Annotated in this window: 21 protein-coding genes; 7 read left to right on the top strand and 14 right to left on the bottom strand. The window is 57.0% G+C overall.

Annotated elements, in window-relative coordinates; translation table 11 throughout:
* Nucleotides 1-21: 21 nt before the first annotated feature.
* Together nudB and aspS are read right to left on the bottom strand one after the other, a co-directional pair.
* A complete protein-coding gene (nudB, locus tag H7R56_RS09690; RefSeq protein ID WP_106927785.1) occupies nt 22-465 on the bottom strand; it encodes a dihydroneopterin triphosphate diphosphatase in 444 nt (147 codons plus the stop codon).
* Between the two features lies 1 nt (nt 466).
* A complete protein-coding gene (gene aspS / locus H7R56_RS09685; RefSeq protein ID WP_106927787.1) occupies nt 467-2,254 on the bottom strand; it encodes an aspartate--tRNA ligase in 1,788 nt (595 codons plus the stop codon).
* A gap of 266 nt (nt 2,255-2,520) precedes the next feature.
* Here aspS and H7R56_RS09680 point away from each other — a divergent pair, with 266 nt between their 5' ends.
* Genes H7R56_RS09680 through cmoB form a run of 5 tightly spaced genes read left to right on the top strand, consistent with a single transcriptional unit; the run spans nt 2,521 to nt 6,097 of the window.
* Nucleotides 2,521-3,087 carry a hydrolase gene (locus tag H7R56_RS09680; RefSeq protein ID WP_106927789.1) on the top strand — a complete coding sequence of 189 codons (567 nt, stop codon included), beginning with the start codon at nt 2,521-2,523 and terminating at the stop codon, nt 3,085-3,087.
* Nucleotides 3,084-3,902: a DUF72 domain-containing protein gene (locus H7R56_RS09675; RefSeq protein WP_106927791.1), complete on the top strand. Its 819-nt coding sequence runs from the start codon at nt 3,084-3,086 to the stop codon at nt 3,900-3,902. Before H7R56_RS09680 ends, H7R56_RS09675 begins: the two co-directional genes overlap by 4 nt.
* A gap of 51 nt (nt 3,903-3,953) precedes the next feature.
* Entirely contained in the window at nt 3,954-4,349 is a 396-nt protein-coding gene (locus tag H7R56_RS09670) for an MAPEG family protein (RefSeq protein ID WP_061279103.1), read from the top strand.
* A 39-nt stretch (nt 4,350-4,388) separates the two neighbouring features.
* The gene (gene cmoA / locus H7R56_RS09665) at nt 4,389-5,132 is read left to right on the top strand and encodes a carboxy-S-adenosyl-L-methionine synthase CmoA (RefSeq protein WP_106927793.1); all 744 of its coding nucleotides are present in this window, start codon (nt 4,389-4,391) and stop codon (nt 5,130-5,132) included.
* A complete protein-coding gene (gene cmoB, locus H7R56_RS09660; protein ID WP_106927795.1) occupies nt 5,129-6,097 on the top strand; it encodes a tRNA 5-methoxyuridine(34)/uridine 5-oxyacetic acid(34) synthase CmoB in 969 nt (322 codons plus the stop codon). Before cmoA ends, cmoB begins: the two co-directional genes overlap by 4 nt.
* A 181-nt stretch (nt 6,098-6,278) precedes the next feature.
* Here the strand turns inward: cmoB and cutC are convergent, their stop codons facing one another.
* Nucleotides 6,279-7,019: a copper homeostasis protein CutC gene (gene cutC, locus H7R56_RS09655; protein WP_106927797.1), complete on the bottom strand. Its 741-nt coding sequence runs from the start codon at nt 7,017-7,019 to the stop codon at nt 6,279-6,281.
* A gap of 74 nt (nt 7,020-7,093) precedes the next feature.
* A complete protein-coding gene (locus tag H7R56_RS09650) occupies nt 7,094-7,660 on the bottom strand; it encodes a VOC family protein (protein WP_106927799.1) in 567 nt (188 codons plus the stop codon).
* Between the two features lie 211 nt (nt 7,661-7,871).
* Between H7R56_RS09650 and argS the strand changes: the two genes are divergently transcribed.
* Together argS and mrdA are read left to right on the top strand one after the other, a co-directional pair.
* Nucleotides 7,872-9,605, top strand: coding sequence for an arginine--tRNA ligase (argS, locus tag H7R56_RS09645; protein ID WP_106927801.1), 1,734 nt, complete (start codon nt 7,872-7,874; stop codon nt 9,603-9,605).
* Between the two features lie 177 nt (nt 9,606-9,782).
* Nucleotides 9,783-11,654 (top strand): penicillin-binding protein 2, encoded by a 1,872-nt coding sequence (gene mrdA, locus H7R56_RS09640; protein ID WP_182928592.1) that lies wholly within the window; start codon nt 9,783-9,785, stop codon nt 11,652-11,654.
* A gap of 21 nt (nt 11,655-11,675) precedes the next feature.
* Here the strand turns inward: mrdA and H7R56_RS09635 are convergent, their stop codons facing one another.
* From H7R56_RS09635 to cheR, 10 genes are all read right to left on the bottom strand, one after another.
* Nucleotides 11,676-13,244, bottom strand: coding sequence for an MFS transporter (locus tag H7R56_RS09635; RefSeq protein WP_106927805.1), 1,569 nt, complete (start codon nt 13,242-13,244; stop codon nt 11,676-11,678).
* A gap of 233 nt (nt 13,245-13,477) precedes the next feature.
* Complete coding sequence (locus tag H7R56_RS09630; protein WP_106927807.1) at nt 13,478-14,617, bottom strand: beta-galactosidase BglB; 1,140 nt, start codon at nt 14,615-14,617, stop codon at nt 13,478-13,480.
* Nucleotides 14,618-14,621: 4 nt separating this feature from the next.
* The gene (locus tag H7R56_RS09625) at nt 14,622-16,208 is read right to left on the bottom strand and encodes an MFS transporter (RefSeq protein ID WP_106927809.1); all 1,587 of its coding nucleotides are present in this window, start codon (nt 16,206-16,208) and stop codon (nt 14,622-14,624) included.
* A 268-nt stretch (nt 16,209-16,476) separates the two neighbouring features.
* Entirely contained in the window at nt 16,477-16,872 is a 396-nt protein-coding gene (gene flhE / locus H7R56_RS09620; RefSeq protein ID WP_106927811.1) for a flagellar protein FlhE, read from the bottom strand.
* Nucleotides 16,872-18,953, bottom strand: a complete 2,082-nt coding sequence (flhA, locus tag H7R56_RS09615) for a flagellar biosynthesis protein FlhA (RefSeq protein ID WP_106927813.1) — start codon at nt 18,951-18,953, stop codon at nt 16,872-16,874. The genes flhE and flhA overlap by 1 nt, the downstream gene beginning before the upstream one ends.
* Nucleotides 18,946-20,100: a flagellar biosynthesis protein FlhB gene (gene flhB / locus H7R56_RS09610; protein ID WP_182928591.1), complete on the bottom strand. Its 1,155-nt coding sequence runs from the start codon at nt 20,098-20,100 to the stop codon at nt 18,946-18,948. Before flhB ends, flhA begins: the two co-directional genes overlap by 8 nt.
* Before the next feature lie 226 nt (nt 20,101-20,326).
* On the bottom strand, nt 20,327-20,971 hold the full coding sequence (cheZ, locus tag H7R56_RS09605) for a protein phosphatase CheZ (protein WP_106927817.1): 645 nt from the start codon (nt 20,969-20,971) through the stop codon (nt 20,327-20,329).
* A gap of 10 nt (nt 20,972-20,981) precedes the next feature.
* Nucleotides 20,982-21,371 carry a chemotaxis response regulator CheY gene (gene cheY, locus H7R56_RS09600; protein WP_064544650.1) on the bottom strand — a complete coding sequence of 130 codons (390 nt, stop codon included), beginning with the start codon at nt 21,369-21,371 and terminating at the stop codon, nt 20,982-20,984.
* 17 nt (nt 21,372-21,388) lie between these two features.
* Entirely contained in the window at nt 21,389-22,438 is a 1,050-nt protein-coding gene (locus H7R56_RS09595; RefSeq protein WP_106927819.1) for a protein-glutamate methylesterase/protein-glutamine glutaminase, read from the bottom strand.
* On the bottom strand, nt 22,435-23,301 hold the full coding sequence (gene cheR / locus H7R56_RS09590; RefSeq protein ID WP_106927821.1) for a protein-glutamate O-methyltransferase CheR: 867 nt from the start codon (nt 23,299-23,301) through the stop codon (nt 22,435-22,437). The genes H7R56_RS09595 and cheR overlap by 4 nt, the downstream gene beginning before the upstream one ends.
* Between the last annotated feature and the right edge of the window lie 22 nt (nt 23,302-23,323).

Here is a 23,323-nt window from a genome sequence, read left to right as displayed (position 1 = left end):
TCTCCAAAAAACTATGCCCTTTCAGGCAGCGTTAATGACAAATTCTTCAATCGCCTGCCGGTTGCTCCACGACTTGGTGAGCGCCGCCGCAGCGGGCGCATCGAGCCATTGGTAAGCCAGGTGTTCGGTGAACACCACTTCCCGTTCGTGAGGAAGCGCAAGACAGAACCACGATTCCGTATTGCGTTCGACGCCAGGGGCATAGCGATGACGTAAATGTTGAAAAATTTCAAACTCCACCGTGCGTTGACAGTCCATCAAGGTCAGTTGCTCAGACACAACATCAATGGTGACCTCTTCCTTTACTTCACGCATGGCGGCCTGCGACGCGGTTTCCCCTTCCTCTATACTGCCGGTGACCGACTGCCAGAAGTCAGGGTCATCGCGTCGCTGCAACATCAGCACCCGTTTACTGTCCTGGGCGTAAATGACCACCAGAATAGAAACGGGTCGCTTGAATGACATGTTACTTATTCTCCGCCGACTCTTTCGGCTCTTTCGCAATAACCTGAATACCCAGTTCACCCAGCGAAGCCGGGTTCGCGAAGCTTGGTGCTTCGGTCATCAGACAGGCAGCCGCGGTCGTTTTCGGGAAAGCGATAACGTCGCGGATGTTGTCGGTGCCGGTCAGCAGCATGGTCAGACGGTCCAGACCAAACGCCAGGCCCGCGTGCGGCGGCGTGCCGTATTTCAGGGCGTCGAGCAGGAAGCCGAATTTCTCACGCTGTTCCTGTTCGTTAATGCCCAGAATACCGAACACGGTCTGTTGCATATCGCCACGGTGGATACGCACGGAACCGCCGCCCACTTCATAGCCGTTGATGACCATGTCGTAAGCATTCGCCACGGCATCTTCCGGCGCTGCTTTCAGCTCATCGGCGGTCATGTCTTTCGGCGAGGTGAACGGGTGGTGCATCGCGGTCAGGCCGCCTTCACCGTCGTCTTCAAACATCGGGAAGTCGATAACCCACAGCGGCGCCCACATGGACTCGTCAGTCAGGTTAAGATCTTTGCCCAGCTTGAGGCGCAGCGCGCCCATCGCATCGGCCACCACTTTTTTATTGTCGGCGCCGAAGAACACCATGTCGCCATCCTGCGCGCCAGTACGTTCAAGAATCGCTTCCACGATGTCCGCAGTCAGGAATTTGGCCACTGGGCTGTTGATGCCTTCCATGCCTTTAGCACGTTCGGTCACTTTGATGTAGGCCAGGCCTTTCGCGCCATAGATCTTCACAAAGTTGCCGTATTCGTCAATCAGCTTACGGGTCAGAGACGCCCCGCCCGGTACGCGCAGTGCGGCAACGCGGCCTTTCGGATCGTTCGCCGGGCCGGAGAAGACCGCAAACTCAACGTCTTTCACCAGATCGGCAACGTCAACCAGTTCCATCGGGTTACGCAGGTCCGGTTTATCGGAACCATAGCGACGCTCGGCTTCAGCAAAGGTCATGATCGGGAAATCGCCCAGATCGACACCTTTGATTTCCAGCCACAGCTGACGCACCAGCGCTTCCATCACTTCACGCACCTGCGGTGCGGTCATGAAGGAGGTTTCCACGTCGATCTGGGTGAATTCCGGCTGACGGTCGGCGCGCAGGTCTTCGTCACGGAAGCATTTTACGATCTGATAGTAGCGGTCGAAGCCGGACATCATCAGCAGCTGTTTAAACAGCTGAGGAGACTGCGGCAGCGCGTAGAATTTACCTTTATGTACGCGGGACGGTACCAGGTAGTCGCGCGCACCTTCCGGGGTCGCTTTGGTCAGCATCGGGGTTTCGATATCGAGGAAACCGTGATCGTCCATGAAACGGCGCACGAAGCTGGTGATTTTCGCGCGGGTTTTCAGGCGCTGAGCCATTTCCGGACGACGCAGGTCGAGGTAGCGGTACTTCAGACGCGCTTCTTCGGTGTTGACATGGTTTGAGTCCAGCGGCAGCGATTCTGAACGGTTAATGATCGTCAGGTCAGAAGCAAGCACTTCGATAGCGCCGGTCGCCATGTCCGCGTTGATGTTCTTTTCATCACGCGCGCGAACGGTGCCGGTAACCTGAATGCAGAACTCATTACGCAGTTCAGAGGCTAACTTCAACGCATCCGCACGATCCGGATCGAAGAACACCTGAACGATGCCTTCACGGTCGCGCATATCGATAAAAATGAGGCTACCGAGATCACGACGGCGGTTGACCCAACCACACAGAGTCACCTGCTGCCCAACGTGGGACTGTCGAAGCTGTCCGCAATATTCTGTACGCATGAGATATCCCTTAACTTAGCCGTCGGCGGATTGTCGCCTGCCGTGCAGGCGTTACTGTCGCAGCTTTAGCTGAATGTCACTACTGGATGAAAAAAGGGGGCTATTATACTGGAAATTCTCGCCCACGATAAGTCCGCAGCTGTTTATACGCCTGTTTGCTGAACGCTTATTGCCCCCGCTCACAAAAATTAACAATATTTATCCGTTCAATAACCTGGCGACGATTGTAAGGTATGCTCCCCATAGCCCGTATACCGAGGAACTCCATGCTGAATTTAGACGCCAAAAAAACCGCCCTTGTGGTGATTGACCTGCAGGAAGGCATTCTGCCCTTTGCCGGCGGCCCGCATACCGCTGACGACGTGGTCGCACGCGCGGCGCGTCTGGCCGAGAAATGCCGCGCCGTCGCCGCGCCGGTGGTGTTAGTTCGCGTGGGCTGGTCCGCCGATTTTGGCGAAGCGTTAAAGCAGCCGGTTGACGCCCCGGCCCCGGCAAAAGCGCTGCCGGATAACTGGTGGACCTACCCGGCCGCGCTGGGTAAACAGGGCAGCGATATCGAAGTGACTAAACGCCAGTGGGGCGCATTTTACGGTACCGACCTTGAAATGCAGCTGCGTCGTCGCGGTATTGAGAACATCATCCTGTGCGGGATCTCAACCAATATCGGCGTGGAGTCGACCGCGCGTAACGCCTGGGAGCTGGGCTTTAACCTGGTCATAGCCGAAGACGCGTGCAGCGCGTTTAACAACGATCAGCATCAGAGCAGCCTGTCCTATATTTTCCCGCGCATTGCGCGCGTTCGCAGCACCGAAGCGATCCTGGCCGCGCTATGATTTATGTCGGGCTTCCCCAATGGTCGCATCCGAAATGGGTGCGCCTGGGTATCACCAGCCTTGAACAGTATGCCCGTCATTTTAACTGTGTGGAGGGCAATACGACCCTCTACGCCCTGCCTAAAGCCGAGATCGTCGCCCGCTGGCAGGCGCAAACGGACGATCATTTTCGCTTCTGCTTTAAATTTCCGGCAACCATTTCACACCAGGCCGCGCTTCGCCAGTGTGACGATCTCACGCAGGAATTTTTCCAACGCCTGTCGCCGCTCGCCGGGCGTATCGGCCAGTACTGGTTGCAGCTTCCCGCAACCTTCGGCCCGCGCGATCTTCCCGCGCTATGGGCTTTTCTCGATGGTCTGCCGAAAGATTTTCATTACGGTGTGGAAGTGCGCCATCCCGGCTTTTTCAGTAAAGGCGAGGAAGAACGGTTGCTGAACCGCGGCCTGCACGAACGTGGCGTTAACCGCGTTATCCTCGATAGCCGCCCGGTGCATGCCGCAGTGGCACATAACGCAGCCGTGATAGAAGCTCAGCGCAAAAAGCCCAAAGTGCCGGTACACGCCGTCGTCACCGCCAGCCAGCCGATGGTGCGCTTTATCGGCAGCGACAACATGGCGCAAAATCTGGCGATGTTTACGCCATGGCTGGAAAAGTTGCCGCTGTGGCAGCAGACCACCACGCCCTACCTGTTCCTGCACACGCCGGATATTGCTCAGGCGCCGGAGCTGGTCGATACCCTGTGGAATACGCTTCGCGCCGCCCTCCCCGACCTCGGCGATGCGCCGGCAATTCCACAACAATCTTCTCTTTTCTGACGTTCCTACCTATGATAATGGGTGCCATCTGCCAACAGAAAGGGAGTTTGTATGGTTAGCGCGCTGTATGCCGTCCTGGCGGCATTGTTGCTGATAAAGTTTTCCTTTGATGTCGTTCGTCTGCGTATGCTTTACCGCGTTGCCTACGGCGACGGAGGGTTTAGCGAGCTTCAGAGCGCAATCCGCATTCACGGCAATGCGGTGGAATATATTCCGATTGGCGTTGTTCTGCTGCTGTTTATGGAAATGAACGGTGCTGAAACCTGGATGGTACACCTTTGCGGCCTGCTGCTGCTCGCCGGGCGCCTGATGCACTACTACGGCTTCCATCATCGGCTGTTCCGCTGGCGCCGTTCGGGAATGAGTGCAACCTACATTTCACTGTTGCTAATGGTGCTGGCGAACCTTTGGTATATGCCGTGGGAGTTGGTTTTCTCCCTTCGTTAGCGCACAATACGCCGTTTTTATTTTTCCGGATGTCACCTTATGTCTGACCGCGACACGCTATTTTCTGCCCCGATCGCCCATCTTGGCGACTGGACTTTCGACGAACGGGTAGCCGAAGTCTTCCCGGATATGATCCAACGTTCCGTACCGGGCTACTCAAATATTATCTCCATGATTGGCATGCTGGCCGAGCGCTTCGTACAGCCGGGTTCGCAGGTCTATGACCTGGGATGCTCGCTGGGCGCGGCCACGCTTTCTATTCGTCGCAACATCGCCCACGGCGACTGCCGCATCGTTGCCGTTGATAACTCCCCGGCGATGATCGAACGCTGCCGCCGCCATATCGATGCCTACAAAGCGCCGACGCCGGTCGACGTCATCGAAGGCGATATTCGCGATATCGACATTCAAAATGCCTCCATGGTGGTGCTGAACTTCACCGTTCAGTTCCTCGAGCCCGCAGAACGTCAGACGTTGCTCAATAAAATTTATCAGGGGCTGAATCCGGGCGGCGCGTTGGTGCTGTCGGAAAAATTCAGCTTCGAAGACGCCACCGTCGGCGAACTGCTGTTCAACATGCATCATGACTTTAAACGGGCTAACGGCTACAGCGAGCTGGAAATCAGCCAGAAGCGCAGCATGCTGGAAAACGTCATGTTAACTGACTCCGTTGAAGTGCATAAAGCGCGTCTGCGCCAGGCCGGTTTCGAACACAGCGAACTGTGGTTCCAGTGCTTTAATTTCGGCTCTCTCGTAGCGCTTAAGGCGGGTAGCCCGGCATGATCGAGTTCGGTAATTTCTATCAGCAAATCGCCAAAAGCCCCCTTTCTCACTGGCTGGAAACGCTGCCCGCACAGATTGGCGCCTGGCAGCGCGATCAGCACGGGCTGTTTAAACAGTGGTCCAACGCGGTCGAGTTCCTGCCGGAAATCCAGCCGTGGAAGCTGGATCTGCTGCACAGCGTCACCGCCGAGAGCGAAACGCCGCTCAGCGAAGGTCAGATCAAACGGATTGACACCTTGATGCGCAACCTGATGCCGTGGCGCAAAGGGCCGTTTTCGCTGTACGGCGTCAATATCGATACCGAATGGCGCTCCGACTGGAAATGGGATCGCGTCCTGCCGCACCTGTCTGATCTGAGCGGTCGAACCATTCTTGACGTGGGCTGTGGCAGCGGTTACCACATGTGGCGGATGATCGGCGCGGGTGCCCATCTGGCGGTTGGCATCGATCCCACCCAGCTATTCCTGTGCCAGTTTGAAGCCGTGCGTAAACTGCTCGGCAACGATCAGCGTGCGCATCTGCTGCCGCTCGGCATTGAGCAGCTTCCGGCGCTGAAAGCGTTTGATACCGTCTTCTCCATGGGCGTGCTCTACCATCGCCGCTCGCCGCTGGAGCATCTCTGGCAGCTTAAAGATCAGCTGGTGAACGACGGTGAACTGGTGCTGGAAACGCTGGTGGTTGACGGTGATGAAAACACGGTGCTGGTGCCGGGCGACCGCTACGCGCAGATGCGTAACGTTTACTTTATTCCCTCTGCCCCTGCGCTGAAAAACTGGCTGGAAAAATGTGGGTTTGTCGATGTGCGTATCGTCGATATGAACGTTACCTCAACCGAAGAACAGCGTCGTACCGAATGGATGGTCACCGAATCGCTGGCCGATTTCCTCAACCCGAACGATCCGACCAAAACCATCGAAGGCTATCCTGCGCCGCTGCGCGCGGTGTTGATTGCGCGTAAGCCGTAATCGTTTTGCCTGACTACAAATCGTAGGCCGGATAAGGCAAAGCTGCCATCCGGCAATCAGCGCGACGCTGACCCTGCCAATAAAATACGATGGCGAAAAAAAGGCCCCTGTTTAATGGGCAGGGGCCTGGTACAAGCAAGCATCATATTGGGCGATATGACGCGCGGTAAAAAACGGTTAACTACTCATGACGCGCGACGATCGCACTCATTGCGGCTACGGCCGCACCGTCGACGGCATAACGTGAATACTCATCAGCGTCAGGATCCGTTGACATTGACAGTCCGGGATTGCGATAACGCATTTCGGAGGGCAACCATTGCCCGGCTGAACTGTGCACTTCTTTGACGCCTGCTTCCAGGAAGAGCGAAAGGTTGCTCGCCCTCACACCTGCACCCGCCATAATGGTTGGAGTACCCTCTCGGGCAATAAGTTCCCGAATTAATGAAATACCTTTTTCGGCCGACGGCTGCTGACCAGAAGTCAACACCCGGGCAACGCCTAAATCTGCCAATACATCAGCGGCTTGCAAAGGATTGGCACACATATCAAACGCGCGGTGGAACGTCACCGCCAGCGGCCCTGCCGCTACCATAATTTGCCGCATACGCGGCACGTCAACCTGCCCTTCGGGGTTGAGCACGCCAATCACAAAACCGGGGTAGCCCAGCGAGCGAATCTGACGAACGTCTTCCAGCATGGCGGCAAACTCACCGTCGGTGTAGCAAAAATCGCCGCCGCGCGGGCGGATAATGGGATGCACGGGAATCGTCACCCGCTGGCGCGTCGCTCTCAGGACACCGTACGACGGCGTCAGCCCGCCCTCCAGCGGCGCGGCGCACAGTTCAATGCGATCGGCCCCGTTCTGCTGCGCGATCACCGCGCATTCCGTGCTGTAACAGCAGATCTCCAGCAATGCCATGTTTCTCTCCGTTTTTCTCCAGCGTCCGATGATGCCATCGTTACGCGCGCCAGACCCCGCGTTAGCTCACATTGTTACACTGCTTGTTCGCTGGCAACGATTTCTTCGAGGGTCCATGGATGAAATTTCACCGTTACGTGGCCATCGGTGATCGCCATAGTGGGGTTTGGCAGGCGTTCGCGTTCGCCTTTCGGCGAGCTGGTTTTGACCGATATTCCCGGCTGACTCAAACCCTCGTCGGACAGCAGCGCCAGCGCCCGCGCGTTGAGCTGCTCAGGCTCGCCCGGCAGAACAATCTCAATATGCTCCCAGCCTTCGTGCGGGTAGCGCTTTTCACCCGGCCACGGCAGCTCAACCACCGTAAAGCGCCAGTGCGCAACGCAAACCGGCTCATCGAGTTTAAACAAGCAGATAGGACGCCCGTTGATGAGGTTTTCCGACAGTAACGTACCGCACTGCTCGAAACCGGCACGCCAGCGCTCGGCGGTGGCGTTTTGATGACAACGCAGGGAAATGTGGTCGGCATTGAGCGGCGCGATATCGAGCCCCAACCGTTGCGAAAGCGCAGTGAACGCCTCGGTAAAGCGCGGAAGGTCCGCGGAAATATCCTGTAGCTGCGCGATAGTCTGCCAGTTTGCCATTTCAGCCCTACTCTTATCTGATGAAAAGGCTAATCTACCCTGTTGTGGGCGCTGAACCAACCGACGAGGCGGACAAGCGGTCAATCCCTGCTCAGGCGGCGTTGGGCCAATGCTGACGGCATCGGGCAAATGCAGTATACTCCCGCCTTAATTTATCCACACCCGGCGCTGCACCCCGCGGGCAGCAGCGTCTAAAACGTAAGGTATTCCGGTGAATATTCAGGCTCTTCTCTCAGAAAAAGTCAGTCAGGCCATGATTGCGGCAGGCGCGCCTGCCGATTGCGAACCGCAGGTTCGTCAGTCAGCAAAAGTACAGTTCGGCGACTATCAGGCCAACGGCGTGATGGCGGTTGCGAAGAAACTGGGCATGGCGCCGCGACAACTGGCAGAGCAGGTACTGTCTCATCTCCAGCTTGATGGCATCGCCAATAAAGTGGAAATCGCCGGGCCGGGCTTTATCAACATTTTCCTCGATCCGGCGTTCCTCGCCGAGCACGTTACGCAGGCGCTGAAAAGCGAGCGTCTGGGTATCGCGCAGCCGGAGCCGCAGACGATTGTCGTTGACTACTCCGCGCCAAACGTGGCGAAAGAAATGCACGTGGGCCATCTGCGTTCAACCATTATCGGCGACGCGTCGGTCCGTACCCTGGAGCTGATGGGTCACAAGGTTATCCGCGCCAACCACGTCGGCGACTGGGGCACCCAGTTCGGGATGCTGATTGCCTACCTGGAAAAACAGCAGCAGGAAAACGCCGGTGAAATGGCGCTGGCTGACCTCGAAGGTTTCTATCGTGAAGCCAAAAAGCACTACGATGAAGACGAAGCCTTTGCCGAGCGCGCTCGCAGCTACGTGGTTAAACTGCAGGGCGGCGATGAATACTTCCGTAAAATGTGGCGCCAGCTGGTCGACATTACCATGTCCCAGAACCAGCTGACCTACAACCGTCTGAACGTGACCCTGACCCGCGACGACGTCATGGGTGAAAGCCTGTATAACCCCATGCTGCCGGGTATCGTTGCCGATCTGAAGGCCAAAGGGATGGCGGTCGAGAGCGAAGGCGCAACCGTGGTGTTCCTCGACGAATTTAAGAACAAAGAAGGCGAGCCTATGGGCGTCATCATCCAGAAAAAGGATGGCGGCTACCTGTACACCACCACCGATATTGCCTGTGCGAAATACCGTTATGAAACGCTGCACGCCGATCGCGTGCTGTACTACATCGACTCCCGTCAGCACCAGCACCTGATGCAGGCATGGACCATCGTGCGTAAAGCAGGCTACGTGCCAGACAGCGTTCCGCTGGAACACCACATGTTCGGCATGATGCTGGGTAAAGATGGCAAGCCGTTCAAAACCCGCGCCGGCGGTACCGTGAAGCTGGCGGATCTGCTGGACGAAGCGCTGGAGCGCGCGCGTCGCCTGGTGGCGGAGAAGAACCCGGATATGCCGGCAGACGAGCTGGAAAAACTGGCCAATGCCGTCGGCATCGGTGCGGTAAAATACGCCGATCTGTCCAAAAACCGCACCACCGACTACGTGTTCGACTGGGACAACATGCTGGCCTTTGAAGGCAACACCGCGCCGTATATGCAGTATGCCTATACCCGCGTACTGTCTGTGTTCCGTAAGGCCGAGCTGGAAGAAAGCGCCATCGTTAACGCCGCCGTGAACATTACCGAAGAACGTGAAGCGCAGCTGGCCGCGCGCCTGCTGCAGTTCGAAGAAACGCTGAATGTGGTTGCTCGCGACGGTACGCCGCACGTCATGTGCGCATACCTGTACGATCTGGCGGGTCTGTTCTCTGGCTTCTACGAACATTGCCCGATCCTCTCCGCAGAGAGCGAGGCAGTGCGCAACAGCCGCCTGAAGTTAGCGCTGCTGACGGCGAAAACCCTGAAGCTGGGCCTCGATACCCTGGGGATCGAAACCGTCGAACGTATGTAATTTCCGTTCCCCCAAAAAGCCCGCGCCGTGTCGCGGGCTTTTTTATTTTCCCCTCCCCGCCGCGTTTGTTACAAAACACAAGAAATGACACATTTTCCCGGAGGGATGGAACACTTTTTGTCTGTCATGACGCAGGCCGCTCCGTATGATTAGGCGGCTTAAACACCGGGTACTGTCATGACATTTAGAGACTATGAAGCGGAGCGAAAGCTCTTCCTGCGTCGCGCGCTGGTGGCCTTTGGCCTGGTGATCGTCTGCTTTTGCATTCTTATCTTCAACCTTTATCATTTGCAGGTTGATGAGCACGATTACTACACCACGCGATCCGACGCCAACGATATAAAAATGCTGCCTGTCGCCCCCACGCGCGGCATCATCTACGATCGCAACGGTATTCCGCTGGTCAAAAACGTGACCTGGTACGATATTTCCGTCACGCCTTATAAAATCAGCGATATGGACGCGCTGTTGCGCCAGCTAACGCCCATCGTCGACCTTACTGCCGACGATATCGACCAGTTCCGTAAAGCCCTCAAATCAAGCAGCCGCTACCGCCCGGTGGTGCTGAAAAATGCGCTGACCGATATCGAAATCGCACGCTTCTCCGTTAACCAGTTTCGCTTCAGCGGCGTCACCGTCAACAGCTATGAGGACCGACAATATCCCTACGGTGCCGCGCTGGCCCACGTGCTTGGCTACGTATCAAAAATTAACGACAGCGATCTCAAAGCGCTCGATAAACAGGGTATCGCAGAAAACTATGCCGCCGACCACAACATCGGTAAACAGGGGATTGAACGCTACTACGAAAGCGAACTGCACGGTAAGACCGGCTATCAGGAAGTGGAAGTTGATAACCACGGGCGTATCGTTCGTCTGCTAAAAGACGTGCCGCCAGTGGCCGGAAAAGATATTCATCTGACGCTGGATCTGCACCTGCAGGAGTACATTGAGAGCCTGCTGGTCGGCCAGCGCGCGGCGGTACTGGTGGAAGATCCGCACGACGGCTCGGTGCTGGCGATGGTGTCCAACCCGAGCTACGACCCGAATCCATTCGTCAAAGGTATTAGCTACCAGGATTACAATGCGCTGTTACAGGATAAAAACCTGCCGCTGATTAACCGCGTCACTCAAGGGCTGTATCCGCCAGCCTCCACCGTGAAACCCTATATGGCGATGTCGGCGCTGCTCGATGGCGTCATTACGCCGCAAACCCACTTCTTCGGCGCGCCGACATGGACGCTGCCCGGCACGCAGCGCCACTACCGCGACTGGAAAAAAACCGGTCACGGCATGCTCGACGTCACCAAAGCCATCGAAGAGTCCGCCGACACCTTCTTCTACCAGGTCGCCTATATGATGGGCATTGACCGGATTCATAGCATGCTGATCCAGTTCGGCTACGGTAAACCAACCGGCATTGACCTTGATGAAGAGTACACCGGTCTGCTGCCCAGCCGCGACTGGAAAGAGCGGGTGCACAAAAAAACGTGGTATCAGGGTGATACCATCTCAGTGGGTATCGGCCAGGGTTACTGGATTGCGACACCGATTCAGATGGTGAAGGCGATGGTGGCGCTGCTGAACAACGGCCGCGTGATCCCTCCGCACCTGTTAAAGGATGAGGCGTCTGGCAAAACGCTGATTCCCTACCAGCAGCCGAAAAATGAAACGCAGATTGCCAGCGCCGCCTCTCCGTACTGGAGCCTGGTGCGTCAGGCTATGTTCGGCATGGCCAATGCGCCCAACGGTACCGGCTACAAGTTCTTCCATACCGCACCGTACGGCATTGCGGCAAAAAGCGGCACCTCGCAGGTGTTCAGCCTCAAAGAAAATCAGACCTACAATGCGAAGATGATCCCGACCCGCCTGCGCGATCATATTTTTTATACCGCCTTTGCGCCGTATAAAAATCCGCAGGTTGCCGTTGCGCTGGTGCTGGAGAATGGGGGGAGCGATGGCGTGGTCGCGGCACCGGTCATGCGTCAGATACTCGACCATCTGTTTGCCCCCCAGGACAGTCAGCCGCAGCCGCCGTCCCAGGGGTAAGAGGGAAAATCGTCGGGTGTCTTAGCGCCCGGCGGAGACCGCTTCAACCACAACCGGCGCGTCGTCTTTTTTGAACAGTGGACTGTTGCCCCAGCACTCTTCATAGCGGTGACCAACCAGATCTTCCACCACCGCTCGCACGTCCGGCGCAATGTCTTCCAGCTTGCCGCCGGCCTTGATTCGCGCCACTTCCTGCAGCACGATGAGATGGGTTTTGCGATCCAGCTTCATCTGCTTACTGAAGACCACCGCCGCCAGCGCCAGCAGCGCAACGCCACCGCAGAAGACCACCGCAATGGCGTTCACCGCGCTTTCCGGCTGTACATGCGCTTTCGACTGGAAGCCGTAGTAGCTAAGAACAGCGCCCATCACAAAGACAATAACGGAGCGTAAGATTTTACCGGAGAAGGTCATCGCCCCCGCATAGATCCCTTCACGGCGACGACCGGTGTAGATTTCATCAACGTCCGCGAGGAAGGTATAAACCGTCCACGGAATGTAATACACGCCGCCGGTCCCCAGCCCAAAGATGATTGTGATGCCGAACATCAGAATCGTCGCCAGATGCGCAGGCAGATGGAAGAACCACAGGGAGGTGTACAGCAGCACCGCGAAAATAACGATACTCAGCGCCATAATGTACGGCTTACTGAAGCCTTTTTTCACGCACAGGCCGATAAACAGCGCCGTGGAAATCAGCTGCAGGATGGAGTTCAGGCTATTCAGCCCCGCGACCATTGCCGGATCGTGCTGGAGAACAAAAATGACGAAGTAGGTAAAGATAGAGGCGAACAGCCACTCGGCGCCAAAGCCACACAGGTACATCCCCAGGTGCTTACGGAATACGCGCAGATAGAACGTCGAACGCATATCTTTGGCCAGCGACAGCAGCGTGTTGAGCAACCCGGTTTTCACCTGTTCCTGCGGCTCTTCTTCACGCGGGCGCTCCCAGCTGTTGTACCACAGGCAGGCTACAGCGGCGATCAGAATAGCACCGTAGGTCAGGCCGGTCAGGAAGAACGGCGTCGCCGACTCTTTGCCGTACAGCAGGATAAACTGCCCCGGAATAAACGCCGCCAGGAAGTTTGCCAGTTTACCAAAAATCGCTTTATAGCCGGTGAGCCTGGAGCGCAACGCGAAATCGTCGGTCATTTCGGTCGCCAATGTTTCGTAAGGCACCATGACTGAGGTATAAATGATCTCGAACATCACGTAGGTACCCAGGTAGTACCAGAAGCCCAGCCCTTCCACCCACAGCAGCGGGTAGAACATCATCAGTGGAATGCCGATCAGCAGGAAGAAGCGGCGGCGGCCGAAGCGTTTGCCAAGGCGGGTTTTACCGAAGTTATCGGTGAGGTAACCCATCAGTGGGTTACTGATCGCGTCAATGACGCTGGCAACGGAAAAAATAAACGCAGCCTCGATTAACGTCAGGCCGCAGAAGGTGGTGTAGAAGTAAAGAAGCCACGCACCGCTGATTGCCAGCGCGCCGCTGCCCAAGAGGTTTCCGCCTCCGTATGCCAGTTGATGGCGCAGATTGACAGGTCTTCCCTGCAGCCCGTGGGGGGCTGAAGCCGCATTTCTTGCCATAAAAATAAACCTCATGTTTTATAATTTTGAAACACTGTTTTTATATTCTTATCATGAGGTTTGAAATGTGAGCAAAATCACTATTGTCATTACGGCTAATACGCATCATGCAGGAATGCGATCCACTTAAAGTTTTTTTATAACCAAAACTGAAAATTTCAAAAAAAATTGATGGTTCAGATAATAAAAAACCCGACAGCGGTTGCTGCCGGGTTGGCGGGAAGTGTGAGAACTTAGAAGAACTTACGCAGATATTCCGTCAGGCACAGTATCGCCATCGCCTGCCCGTACGGCATGGAGGTCAACGGAATTTCACGGTAGAAATCGAGGTTTGACCCCATGCCGGTACCAAAGGAAGTTTGCAGCAGCTCACCTTCCGGGGAAACGTGCTTCACGATGCCTTTCATCGCTTTTTCCGCGACTTCGGCATACTCCTGGCCCACATAGCGCTTACGCACCGCCTTCAGAATGCCGTAGGCAAAGCCTGCGGTGGCCGACGCTTCCAGGTAGGAATGAGGATCGTCGAGCAGCGTGTGCCACAGACCGCTTTCGTGCTGGCATTTCGCCAGCGCGGCAATCTGCGCGTTCAGCACCTGCACCAGATAACGCCGCGTCGCATTGTTCTCCGGCAGATCCACCAGCTCCAGGAAGTCAGGGATCACGATGGTCAGCCAGCTGTTGCCGCGGGCCCAGCGGGCGTGAGCAAAATTATGGTGGCCGTCATAGTTCCAGCCGTGGAACCACAGACCGGTCTCGCGATCCATCAGATTCTGCACGTGCAGCAGGAACTGATACACCGCTTCTTCGACGTACTCAGGGCGATTCAGCAGCTTGCCGATTTTCGCCAACGGCAGCACGGTCATCATCAACGTATCGTCCCACATCTGCTGATGGTTTTCTTCCGCCAGCGTGATGTGCTGCATGCCGCCGTAGTCGGTGCGCGGCATCTCGTGCATTGCCCACTCAGCCCAGCTGTCCAGCCAGGGTAAATAGGCCGGGTTACCGGTCTCTTCGTAGCGATAGGCCAGCGTCAGGAACGGCGCCATGGTATTCACGTTCTTGGTGGTCGCGCCTTCCGCAAAGCGATCGGCGAACCAGCTATCGATGATGTCGCGCATCGCGACATCGCCGGTCTGCTGGTAGTACTGATAGATACCGTACAGCCCTACGCCGTGCGTCCATTCCCAGCCTGCCCATCCTTTGGTATCGATCACGCGACCATCGTCAAGACGCAGCAGAAATTGACCAGTCTCATCCTTGATATTCACCAGATTGTTCGTCACCGTCTGAATCAAGGCTTTCAGCTCTTCCCGGGAGATAAAATGCTCCGGTTGACGTAATAATGGGCTATGTTTGACGGGCCAAACTTTCATATTCTTAACCTCTGTTGTAAGTCGAATTCAATGTTGCAGCCTGCTTCAGCGAAGGTGCCGCAGGTTTATTACGATTCAGGTAACCAATGTTGTTGTTGCCCCACAGGGATTCGTACGGCATTCCCGCCAGCATTTCGACGGTGGCGCGCGCCTGTGGCGTGACGGTTTCCGGTACCACGTGGCCGGACTGGCGCATTTTTGCGGTTTCTTCACGCAGCACGCTGTGGGTTTTCAGGTTCAGCTTAAAGCGTAGTGAGACCAGGAAGCCCAATGCCAGTACCACGATGGTGCCCATACTGAGGATCATCAGGATGGTATGGCTCACTTCCGGCGGCTGGGTTTTCTGCCCGGAGACGAAGCCGGACATCTGCATGATGATGCCCACCAGCATGACCGCCCCCGCCTGAGAGGCTTTACGCGTCAGGGTCATGATGCCGGCGAAGATACCCTCGCGGCGCTGGCCGGTGATCACTTCATCAACGTCAGAGATATAGGTGTAGGTGTTCCACGGCACATAGTTGATGCCGCCGCGTCCCAGACCGGCAATCGCGGAAATCAGCAACAGTAATGCATAGATATCACTCATACCCGCATAGTACAGCGCAGCATACGAGAACGACCCCAGGCCAAACAGCACCACCACCATGCGATAGGACGGTGCCGGCCCGAAGCGGATGCACAGCGGAATCATGGCGATGACGGCAATGAACTGGAAGATAGCCATGGTGCCGAGCAGGTTGGAGGCGACGGACGCTTCCTGCATCAGTACGAACACCACGTAGTAGGTAAAGACGGCGTTAAACACATCCTGCGCGATATAGCCGCCGAGGTACATTCCCAGGTGCTGGCGGAAAATCTTGATGCGCAGCGTTGAGCTGAGTTCGACAAACAGGCGATTCATGCTCTGCGCAAACGTCAGGTGTTTTTTCTCCTCTTCCGCCTTCAGCGCCGCCACAGTCCACTCTTCACGCGGGCGCTCCCAGGTAAAGAACCAGACAAAGGTCAGCATGATGGCGCACAGCACCGAGAACACCAGGCTGGCATAGAAGAAGGAAATGGCGTTGTCTTTACCGAAGTGGGTCAGCAGAATGCCCGGCAGGAAGGAAGCCAGAATCGCCGACATCTGCGCCATACCGATACGCGCGCCGGAGAATTTGGTTTTCTGTTTGAAGTCGTCGGTCATTTCCGGGACCAGCGTTTCATACGGCACCAGAATCATGGTGTAGACCACGTCAAAGATCAGATAGGTGACGAGGTAATACCAGAAGCTCATCTCCCCTATCCACATGAAGGAATAGCTGAACACGCAGGGAATGCCGAGCAGAATAAAGAATTTGCGCCGACCAAAGCGTTTACCAAACCAGGTGGAGCCGAAGTTATCGGTCAGGAAGCCCATCAGCGGGCTGACCACCGCATCCAGTACGCGAGCGGTGGCGAAGATAAAAGTGGCTTCAATGGGGGTTAAGCCGCAAAACGTGGTGTAGAAATACAGCAGCCAGGCGGCGGTCAGCGCGGTGGTACCGGCGCCGAGAAAATCTCCCGATCCGTAGGCAAAATAGTTAACGAGTCCTATTTTTCGTGTTCTGTTCATTGACGTTATCCTGTGCCTTTTATTATGGAACTCCTTCAGCCTGCCAAAGCTGATAACAAAGGAGTACTGACACGGCTACAGTAAAAGTATGCGTTAAGGGATACCTTCCTATTTCTGCCAGCGCGAACGCCGGATTGGCAAAAATGCAAAGAGTCGTGGCATATGCATCACTGATTTATAAAACAACGTTTCTTTACAATCAAAAGCGAGGGTCAGAAATGCGAGGTCGCCACCAGAATCCGGTGGCGAAAAGAGGAATGCAGGGCTTTCAGCGGTAGTTAACGATAATTTGTATGCTTTGTACCCGTAACGCCGGAATTAATCTCCCACCGCCCGGCACTTCCCAGATAAACCGAAACGGTTCTGCCGCCGAAACCTGGCTAAAAGCCAGCGTGCTGCCGCTCTGCCCATCCAGCTCCGTACAGCGCGAAAGCGAGCACAGCCGGACCCGCAGCCCGGCCGGTACGGGGCCGTTCAGCGCATAGCGCCAGACCACCCGCGTGGTCATGCCCTGCACCGGCAGTGAGGCGGTCAGCGGCCGCGACGATACGGCAACTCCGCGGTGATTCAGGGTGATGCCAATATTGCTGTCCTGCCAGGCCCCCTCGCCCGCCGCCTGCGCCAGGCCAGGCAGAACGAACAGCAACGCAAACCACCGACGCATTATTTACCTCCAATGGTCGCAGTCATGCGAATGTTGCGGTTATCGGACAGCTCCATGTTTGACAGCACCACCAGCTGTGGCAGGCTGCGACGCAGGAAGCGCGACAGCAGAGGACGCAGCGCGTGGTTCACCAGCAGCACCGGCGGCGCGCCGAGCATTTCCTGACGCGCCAGAGCCTCCTGCGCCTGCGCCAGCAGACGGTCAGCCAGGCCCGGTTCCAGGCCTCCGCCGCCCTGTAGGGCTTGCAGCAGCAGTCGCTCCAGCGGCGTATCCAGCCCGATAACCTGCACCTCGTCGTTACCCGGGAACCAGCGTTGGGTGATCGCCCGGCCGAGGGCCACGCGCACCACCGACGTCAGCTCGCCCGCATCGGTCTGGATCGGCGCATGTTCAGCCAGCGTTTCCAGAATGGTACGCATATCGCGAATCGGTACTTTTTCATCCAGCAGATTTTGCAGCACTTTATGCAAGGTGGTCAGCGTCACCACCCCCGGCACCAGATCTTCAGTCAGCTTCGGCATCTCCTGGGTTACGCGCTCCAGCAGCTGCTGCGCTTCCTGACGACCAAACAGTTCCGAAGCGTGCAGGCTAATCAGATGATTCAGGTGCGTCGCCACCACGGTACTGGCTTCCACCACCGTGAAGCCCTGAATCTGCGCCTGCTCTTTCAGCGCGCTTTCAATCCAGATAGCCGCCAGGCCAAACGCCGGATCGGTGGTGACTTCGCCGGGCAGTGAACCCGCTGCGGTACCGGGATTGATCGCCAGCCAGCGGCCAGGGTAGGCCTCGCCGCTGCCAATCTCGACCCCTTTGAGTAAAATACGGTACAGCGCCGGCGACAGGTCCATATTGTCGCGAATATGCACCACTGGCGGCAGGAAGCCCATTTCTTGCGCAAATTTCTTGCGAATACTGCGGATGCGCCCGAGCAGCTCACCATCCTGCTGGAAATCAACCATCGGAATCAGCCGGTAGCCCACTTCCATGCCCAGCGTATCTTCCAGCTGCACATCGCTCCAGGTGGCCTCTACCGCCTGCGACGTATTTTCCGGCGCTTTCACCGGCTGCGGCTGATCCGGAGCCTTTATCTCACGCCCACGGATCCACCACGCCAGCCCCAGCAGCGCGGCGGTAAACAGCAGGAACACCAGGTTCGGCATACCCGGGACCAGGCCCAGCAGGCCGAGCACCCCGGCGCTCAACAGCATGACGCGCGGGTTGCTAAACAGCTGGCCGACCATCTGTTCGCCAACGTCCTGCTCGGTACTTACGCGGGTCACAATGACGCCCGCCGCGGTCGAGATCACCAGCGCTGGAATCTGCGCCACCAGGCCGTCACCAATGGTCAGCAGGGTGTAAGATTCCGCCGCTTTGCCCAGATCCAGACCGTGCTGTAACACCCCTACCAGCAGTCCGCCGATGACGTTGATCACCATAATCAGAATCCCGGCGATGGCATCGCCGCGCACAAACTTACTGGCACCGTCCATCGAACCGTAGAAGTCCGCCTCCTGGGTCACCTCTGAACGGCGCTTTTTCGCTTCCTCTTCGCCGATGATCCCGGCGTTGAGATCGGCGTCGATCGCCATCTGCTTACCCGGCATCCCGTCCAGCACAAAGCGCGCACCCACTTCGGCAATACGCCCGGCACCTTTGGTGATAACCATAAAGTTGATGATAACGAGGATGATAAACACCACGATGCCGATAGCGAAGTTACCGCCGACGAGGAAGTGGCCAAACGCTTCAACCACCTTCCCCGCCGCCGCCGCGCCGGTGTGTCCGTCCATCAAAATAATACGCGTCGAGGCCACGTTCAGCGCCAGACGCAGCAGCGTGGTAAACAGCAGAATGGTCGGGAAGGCGGCAAACTCCAGCGTGCGCTGGGTGAACATGGCCACCAGCAGCACCATAATGGACAGCGCAATGTTAAAGGTAAACAGCAGGTCGAGGACGAACGCCGGCAGCGGCAGTACCATCATCGACAAAATCAGCAGGATCAGCACCGGCCCGGCAAGCACCTGCCACTGGGTGGATTTCAGGTTGCTGGGGAGGCGCAGCATTGCGACAAGATTAGCCATCAGAGTCCTTCTCGTTCAAAAAATCCAGTGCCTCAGGCACCGCTATGTTATCCGGTTTTTTCGGCGCGGCGCCGCCCGCCAGTCGCCAGCGCTTAAGCTGCCAGACCCACGCCAGCACCTCTGCCACCGCGGCGTACAGCTGGCCGGGGATCTGCTGACCGATATCGGCATGGCGATACAGCGCGCGCGCCAGCGGCGGCGCTTCCAGCATCGGAATGCGGTTCTCCTCGCCAATTTCACGAATGCGCAGCGCCACCAGCCCCGCGCCTTTCGCCACGACTTTCGGCGCGCTCATTTTGTTTTCGTCGTACTGCAGGGCGACGGAATAGTGTGTCGGGTTATTGACGATCACGTCAGCCTTCGGTACGTCGGCCATCATCCGACGGCGTGCCGCCGCACGCTGCATCTGGCGAATACGCCCTTTAACGTGCGGGTCGCCTTCACTCTGCTTAAATTCATCGCGAATATCCTGCCGCGACATACGCAGCTTTTTCAGATGGCTGTGGATCTGCCAGAAAACGTCGAAGCCGACCATCGGGATGATGCCCATCGCCACCAGTAGCGCGCACAGGCCTACCATATTCAGGGCGTTACCTATTGCCGACAGCGGTGATTCGCTGACCAGACGCATCATCTGCGGCCAGTGCATCCACAGGAAAAAGCCCGCCACGGTCCCCATCAGCACCGCTTTCATAATCGCCTTACTCAGCTCCGCCGCCGTCTGCGCCGAAAACATGCGCTTAATGCCGGGCAGCGGGTTGAGCTTATCGAGCTTGAAGGCCAGCGATTTGGTGCTGAACACCAGGCCGCCGAGCATCATTGGCGCAACCAGCGCCACCGTCACCACTCCGACGATCAGCGGAAACAGCGCCAGCATGGCTTCTTTGAGCAGCAGGATAATCTGGCCGAGGATCAGGTTGGGGTCATTGACGATGCTGTGATCAAAGCGCAGCCCGCCCGAAAGCAGGTTCGCCAGCCGTCGAGCCAGCGACTCGCCGCCCAGCCAGAGCACACAAACGCCCACCAGCAGCATCAGCAGCGACGTCAGCTCGCGGGAACGCGGGATCTGCCCCTCCTCACGCGCCTTTTCAAGCCGTTGGGGTGTGGGGTCTTCTGTTTTGTCGTCGTCGTCGCTTTCTTCTGCCACGGCATCACTCTCGAAAATACGGTCGCGAGTATTATCTCGATGCGGCGCGTTGCCAATAGGACGAATAGCGGAATGAAAGTGAAGGAATTCGGGCGTTTATTGATGGGTATCCGCGTATATTGCCGGATAGCGGCGTAAACGCCTTATCCGGCCTACAGATATGTGTGTTTTTTGGCGTCTGCCGGGCCTACAGCGATATGCTTATCGGTAGGCCCGGACAGCGCGATTAGAAGCCCAGGCTATCGAGCAGATCGTCCACCTGATCCTGGCTGGCAACGACGCCGGCTTTTGAGGTGTCAACCTGCGGCCCGTTGAGCAGACTGTCGTTTTCGCGTTTTGGCCGCGCGCCCTGCTCCGGAATGTTCTCCAGCAGCACCATCAACAACTGGCGCTCAATTTCCTGGATAACGTCCATCATGCGCTTGATAACCTGACCGGTCAGGTCCTGGAAATCCTGCGCCATCATGATTTCGAGCAGTTGGGCGTTCGTAAAGCTGGTATGCTCCGGCACCTCGCCAAGATACTGGCGGGTATCGCTCACCAGTTCACGCGCGTCGGACAATTCAATCGGATTTTCAAACCACGCGTCCCAGCGCTTGGTCAAGGCTTTGGCGCCTTTTTCCATTTCATCCTGATGCGGCTGCGAGGCTTCGACGCTGTTCAGCGCGCGCTCCGCAGCCTGCGCGGTCATCTGCACAACATAGTCCAGACGGTCACGCGCGTCGGGTATCGCTTCGGCCGCTTCCGCAATCGCCTGATCCAACCCCAGCTCGCGCAGGCTATCGCGCAGCATGCGGGTCAGATTGCCGATACGGCTGATAATATCCGCGGCGGAGTGGTCATCGCCGGGCTTGATGGAAGAATGCATCATGTTCGTCACCTCACATGCCCAGTTTCTCGAAGATCTTGTTCAGCTTCTCTTCCAGCGTCGCCGCAGTGAACGGCTTCACCACGTATCCGCTGGCCCCGGCCTGCGCGGCGGCAATGATGTTCTCTTTCTTCGCTTCTGCCGTGACCATCAGCACCGGCATTGCCGCCATCCCACCGTCGGCGCGGATCGTTTTCAGCAGCTCCAGGCCATCCATGTTCGGCATGTTCCAGTCAGAGATGACAAAACCAAAGCCGCCCGCCTGCAGTTTATTCAGCGCATCCACGCCGTCTTCTGCCTCTTCAACGTTGTTAAATCCCAGTTCCTTTAACAGGTTGCGCACGATACGACGCATGGTGGAAAAGTCATCCACAACCAAAAACTTAAGCTCTTTATCCGCCATAAAATAATACTCCTGATTCAAATACGTATTGCCTGTCCGGCACTGATTTTCGCCAGCATCTGCTGGCTTACCTGGCTAAGATCGACCACTTCGCTGACGCCACCGGTATTGATGGCCTCGCGCGGCATGCCGAACACCACACAACTGGCTTCATTCTGCGCGATGGTCCAGGCTCCGGCCTGGTACATCGCGTGCATCCCGGCCGCACCGTCGTTGCCCATGCCGGTGAGGATCACCCCTACGGCGTTGCGCCCCGCGTGCTTCGCGACCGAATGAAACAGCACATCAACCGACGGGCGATGGCGATTAACCGGCGGCCCGTCGTGAATTTTGATTTGATAGTTCGCCCCGCTGCGCGCCAGCTCCATATGCTTATCGCCCGGCGCAATATAGGCATGACCCGGCAGGACGCGCTCGCCGTCTTCCGCCTCTTTAACCGTGATTTGGCACAGCTTATTGAGACGCTCGGCAAATGAACGGGTAAAGCCCGGCGGCATATGCTGCGTGATCAGCAGCGCCGGGCTGGAGAGCGGCAGCGGCTGGAGTACATGACGAATAGCTTCAGTACCGCCGGTTGACGCACCGATCGCAATCAGCTTTTCGGAGCTCAGCAGCGGGCCAGACTTGATCGCCACCGGCGCGGCCAGCGGTTTGTGGGCGCTAATGCGCGCACGCGAGGCGGCGCGCACCTTCTCAGCAATGGTTTCGCTGTAGGCCAGCATCCCCTCACGAATGCCCAGCTGCGGTTTGGTGACAAAGTCCACCGCCCCCAGCTCAAGCGCGCGCAGCGTTACCTCCGAGCCTTTACCGGTCAACGAAGACACCATGACCACCGGCATCGGCCGCAGACGCATCAGCTTCTCGAGAAAGTCCAGGCCGTCCATGCGCGGCATTTCGACGTCCAGCGTCAGCACATCCGGATTGAATTTTTTAATCAGATCGCGCGCCACCAGCGGATCCGGCGCGGTAGCGACCATTTCCATATCGTCGTGGCTGTTAATGATTTCCGTCATGATCTGGCGCATCAGCGCCGAGTCATCAACGGATAACACCCTGATTTTACTCATGCTCTTCCCTTACTTAGCGCATAGAACGTCTGTCCACGCAGGCTGAACTCACGGGAGAGATGGCTAAAGTTCTCTGAATGACCGGCAAACAATAATCCGTCCGGTTTCAGCAGGGACACAAAACGCTTGAGGATCTCCTGCTGCGTAGTTTTATCAAAATAGATCATCACATTACGGCAGAAGATCGCATCGAACGGACCGGGAACGTTATAGTGGGTATTGAGCAAGTTCAGCGTGCTGAAATCCACGTAGTTCGCCAGCTCGTTACGCACCCGGACCAGTCCGGAGTGCGGCCCGGTCCCGCGCATGAAATAACGCTGCAGCTGCTGCTGAGAGAGCGTTTTCAGCTCGTCCATGCGATAAATGCCGCTCTGCGCTTTTTCCAGCACTTCGGTATCGATATCGCTGGCATACACTTTCCAGCGGCCCGGCGCGGTACCCAGGGTATCGGCCAGGGTAATGGCGATGGAGTACGGCTCTTCCCCGGTCGACGCCGCAGCGCTCCACACCCGGTACTCCCCCTGCCGACGCGCGGCATGTTCGGCGAGCGTCGGGAAGTGGTGCGCCTCGCGGAAGAACGCCGTCAGGTTGGTGGTCAGCGAGTTAATAAACGCCTGCCATTCCGCGCTGTCGCCGTTGGCCTCCAGTTGCCCCAGGTAATGACCAAAATCATCCAGGTTCAGCGTCCGCAGACGCCGCACCAGACGGTTGTAAACCATGTCACGCTTGTGATCGGCCAGCACGATCCCGGCGCGCTGGTAGATCAGTTGACATATCCGACGAAACTGCGCGTCGGTGAGCGTCAGGCGCTGCGTCAGCTGGCTCAGTAATTGCGATTGCCCATTTGGCAGAGATACAGTCATAGCGCCTTCTTACATCACATCA

The organism is Klebsiella sp. WP3-W18-ESBL-02 (assembly GCF_014168815.1).
GTDB lineage: Bacteria > Pseudomonadota > Gammaproteobacteria > Enterobacterales > Enterobacteriaceae > Kluyvera > Kluyvera ascorbata_B.
Note: the sequence above shows the minus strand (reverse complement) of the source record. Positions and strands in the feature narration are given on the sequence as shown.

Excerpts from the sequence above, each read along its gene's own strand:
- cmoB (WP_106927795.1), top strand. The coding sequence starts at position 5,129 with ATGATCGAGTTCGGTAATTTCTATCAGCAAATCGCCAAAAGCCCCCTT.
- H7R56_RS09650 (WP_106927799.1), bottom strand. The coding sequence starts at position 7,660 with ATGGCAAACTGGCAGACTATCGCGCAGCTACAGGATATTTCCGCGGAC.
- H7R56_RS09625 (WP_106927809.1), bottom strand. The coding sequence starts at position 16,208 with ATGAACAGAACACGAAAAATAGGACTCGTTAACTATTTTGCCTACGGA.
- cheY (WP_064544650.1), bottom strand. The coding sequence starts at position 21,371 with ATGGCGGATAAAGAGCTTAAGTTTTTGGTTGTGGATGACTTTTCCACC.
- aspS (WP_106927787.1), bottom strand. The coding sequence starts at position 2,254 with ATGCGTACAGAATATTGCGGACAGCTTCGACAGTCCCACGTTGGGCAG.
- flhE (WP_106927811.1), bottom strand. The coding sequence starts at position 16,872 with ATGCGTCGGTGGTTTGCGTTGCTGTTCGTTCTGCCTGGCCTGGCGCAG.
- cmoA (WP_106927793.1), top strand. The coding sequence starts at position 4,389 with ATGTCTGACCGCGACACGCTATTTTCTGCCCCGATCGCCCATCTTGGC.
- H7R56_RS09635 (WP_106927805.1), bottom strand. The coding sequence starts at position 13,244 with ATGGCAAGAAATGCGGCTTCAGCCCCCCACGGGCTGCAGGGAAGACCT.
- H7R56_RS09675 (WP_106927791.1), top strand. The coding sequence starts at position 3,084 with ATGATTTATGTCGGGCTTCCCCAATGGTCGCATCCGAAATGGGTGCGC.
- cheR (WP_106927821.1), bottom strand. The coding sequence starts at position 23,301 with ATGACTGTATCTCTGCCAAATGGGCAATCGCAATTACTGAGCCAGCTG.
- nudB (WP_106927785.1), bottom strand. The coding sequence starts at position 465 with ATGTCATTCAAGCGACCCGTTTCTATTCTGGTGGTCATTTACGCCCAG.
- cheZ (WP_106927817.1), bottom strand. The coding sequence starts at position 20,971 with ATGATGCATTCTTCCATCAAGCCCGGCGATGACCACTCCGCCGCGGAT.
- H7R56_RS09630 (WP_106927807.1), bottom strand. The coding sequence starts at position 14,617 with ATGAAAGTTTGGCCCGTCAAACATAGCCCATTATTACGTCAACCGGAG.
- cutC (WP_106927797.1), bottom strand. The coding sequence starts at position 7,019 with ATGGCATTGCTGGAGATCTGCTGTTACAGCACGGAATGCGCGGTGATC.
- H7R56_RS09670 (WP_061279103.1), top strand. The coding sequence starts at position 3,954 with ATGGTTAGCGCGCTGTATGCCGTCCTGGCGGCATTGTTGCTGATAAAG.
- mrdA (WP_182928592.1), top strand. The coding sequence starts at position 9,783 with ATGACATTTAGAGACTATGAAGCGGAGCGAAAGCTCTTCCTGCGTCGC.
- H7R56_RS09595 (WP_106927819.1), bottom strand. The coding sequence starts at position 22,438 with ATGAGTAAAATCAGGGTGTTATCCGTTGATGACTCGGCGCTGATGCGC.
- H7R56_RS09680 (WP_106927789.1), top strand. The coding sequence starts at position 2,521 with ATGCTGAATTTAGACGCCAAAAAAACCGCCCTTGTGGTGATTGACCTG.
- flhA (WP_106927813.1), bottom strand. The coding sequence starts at position 18,953 with ATGGCTAATCTTGTCGCAATGCTGCGCCTCCCCAGCAACCTGAAATCC.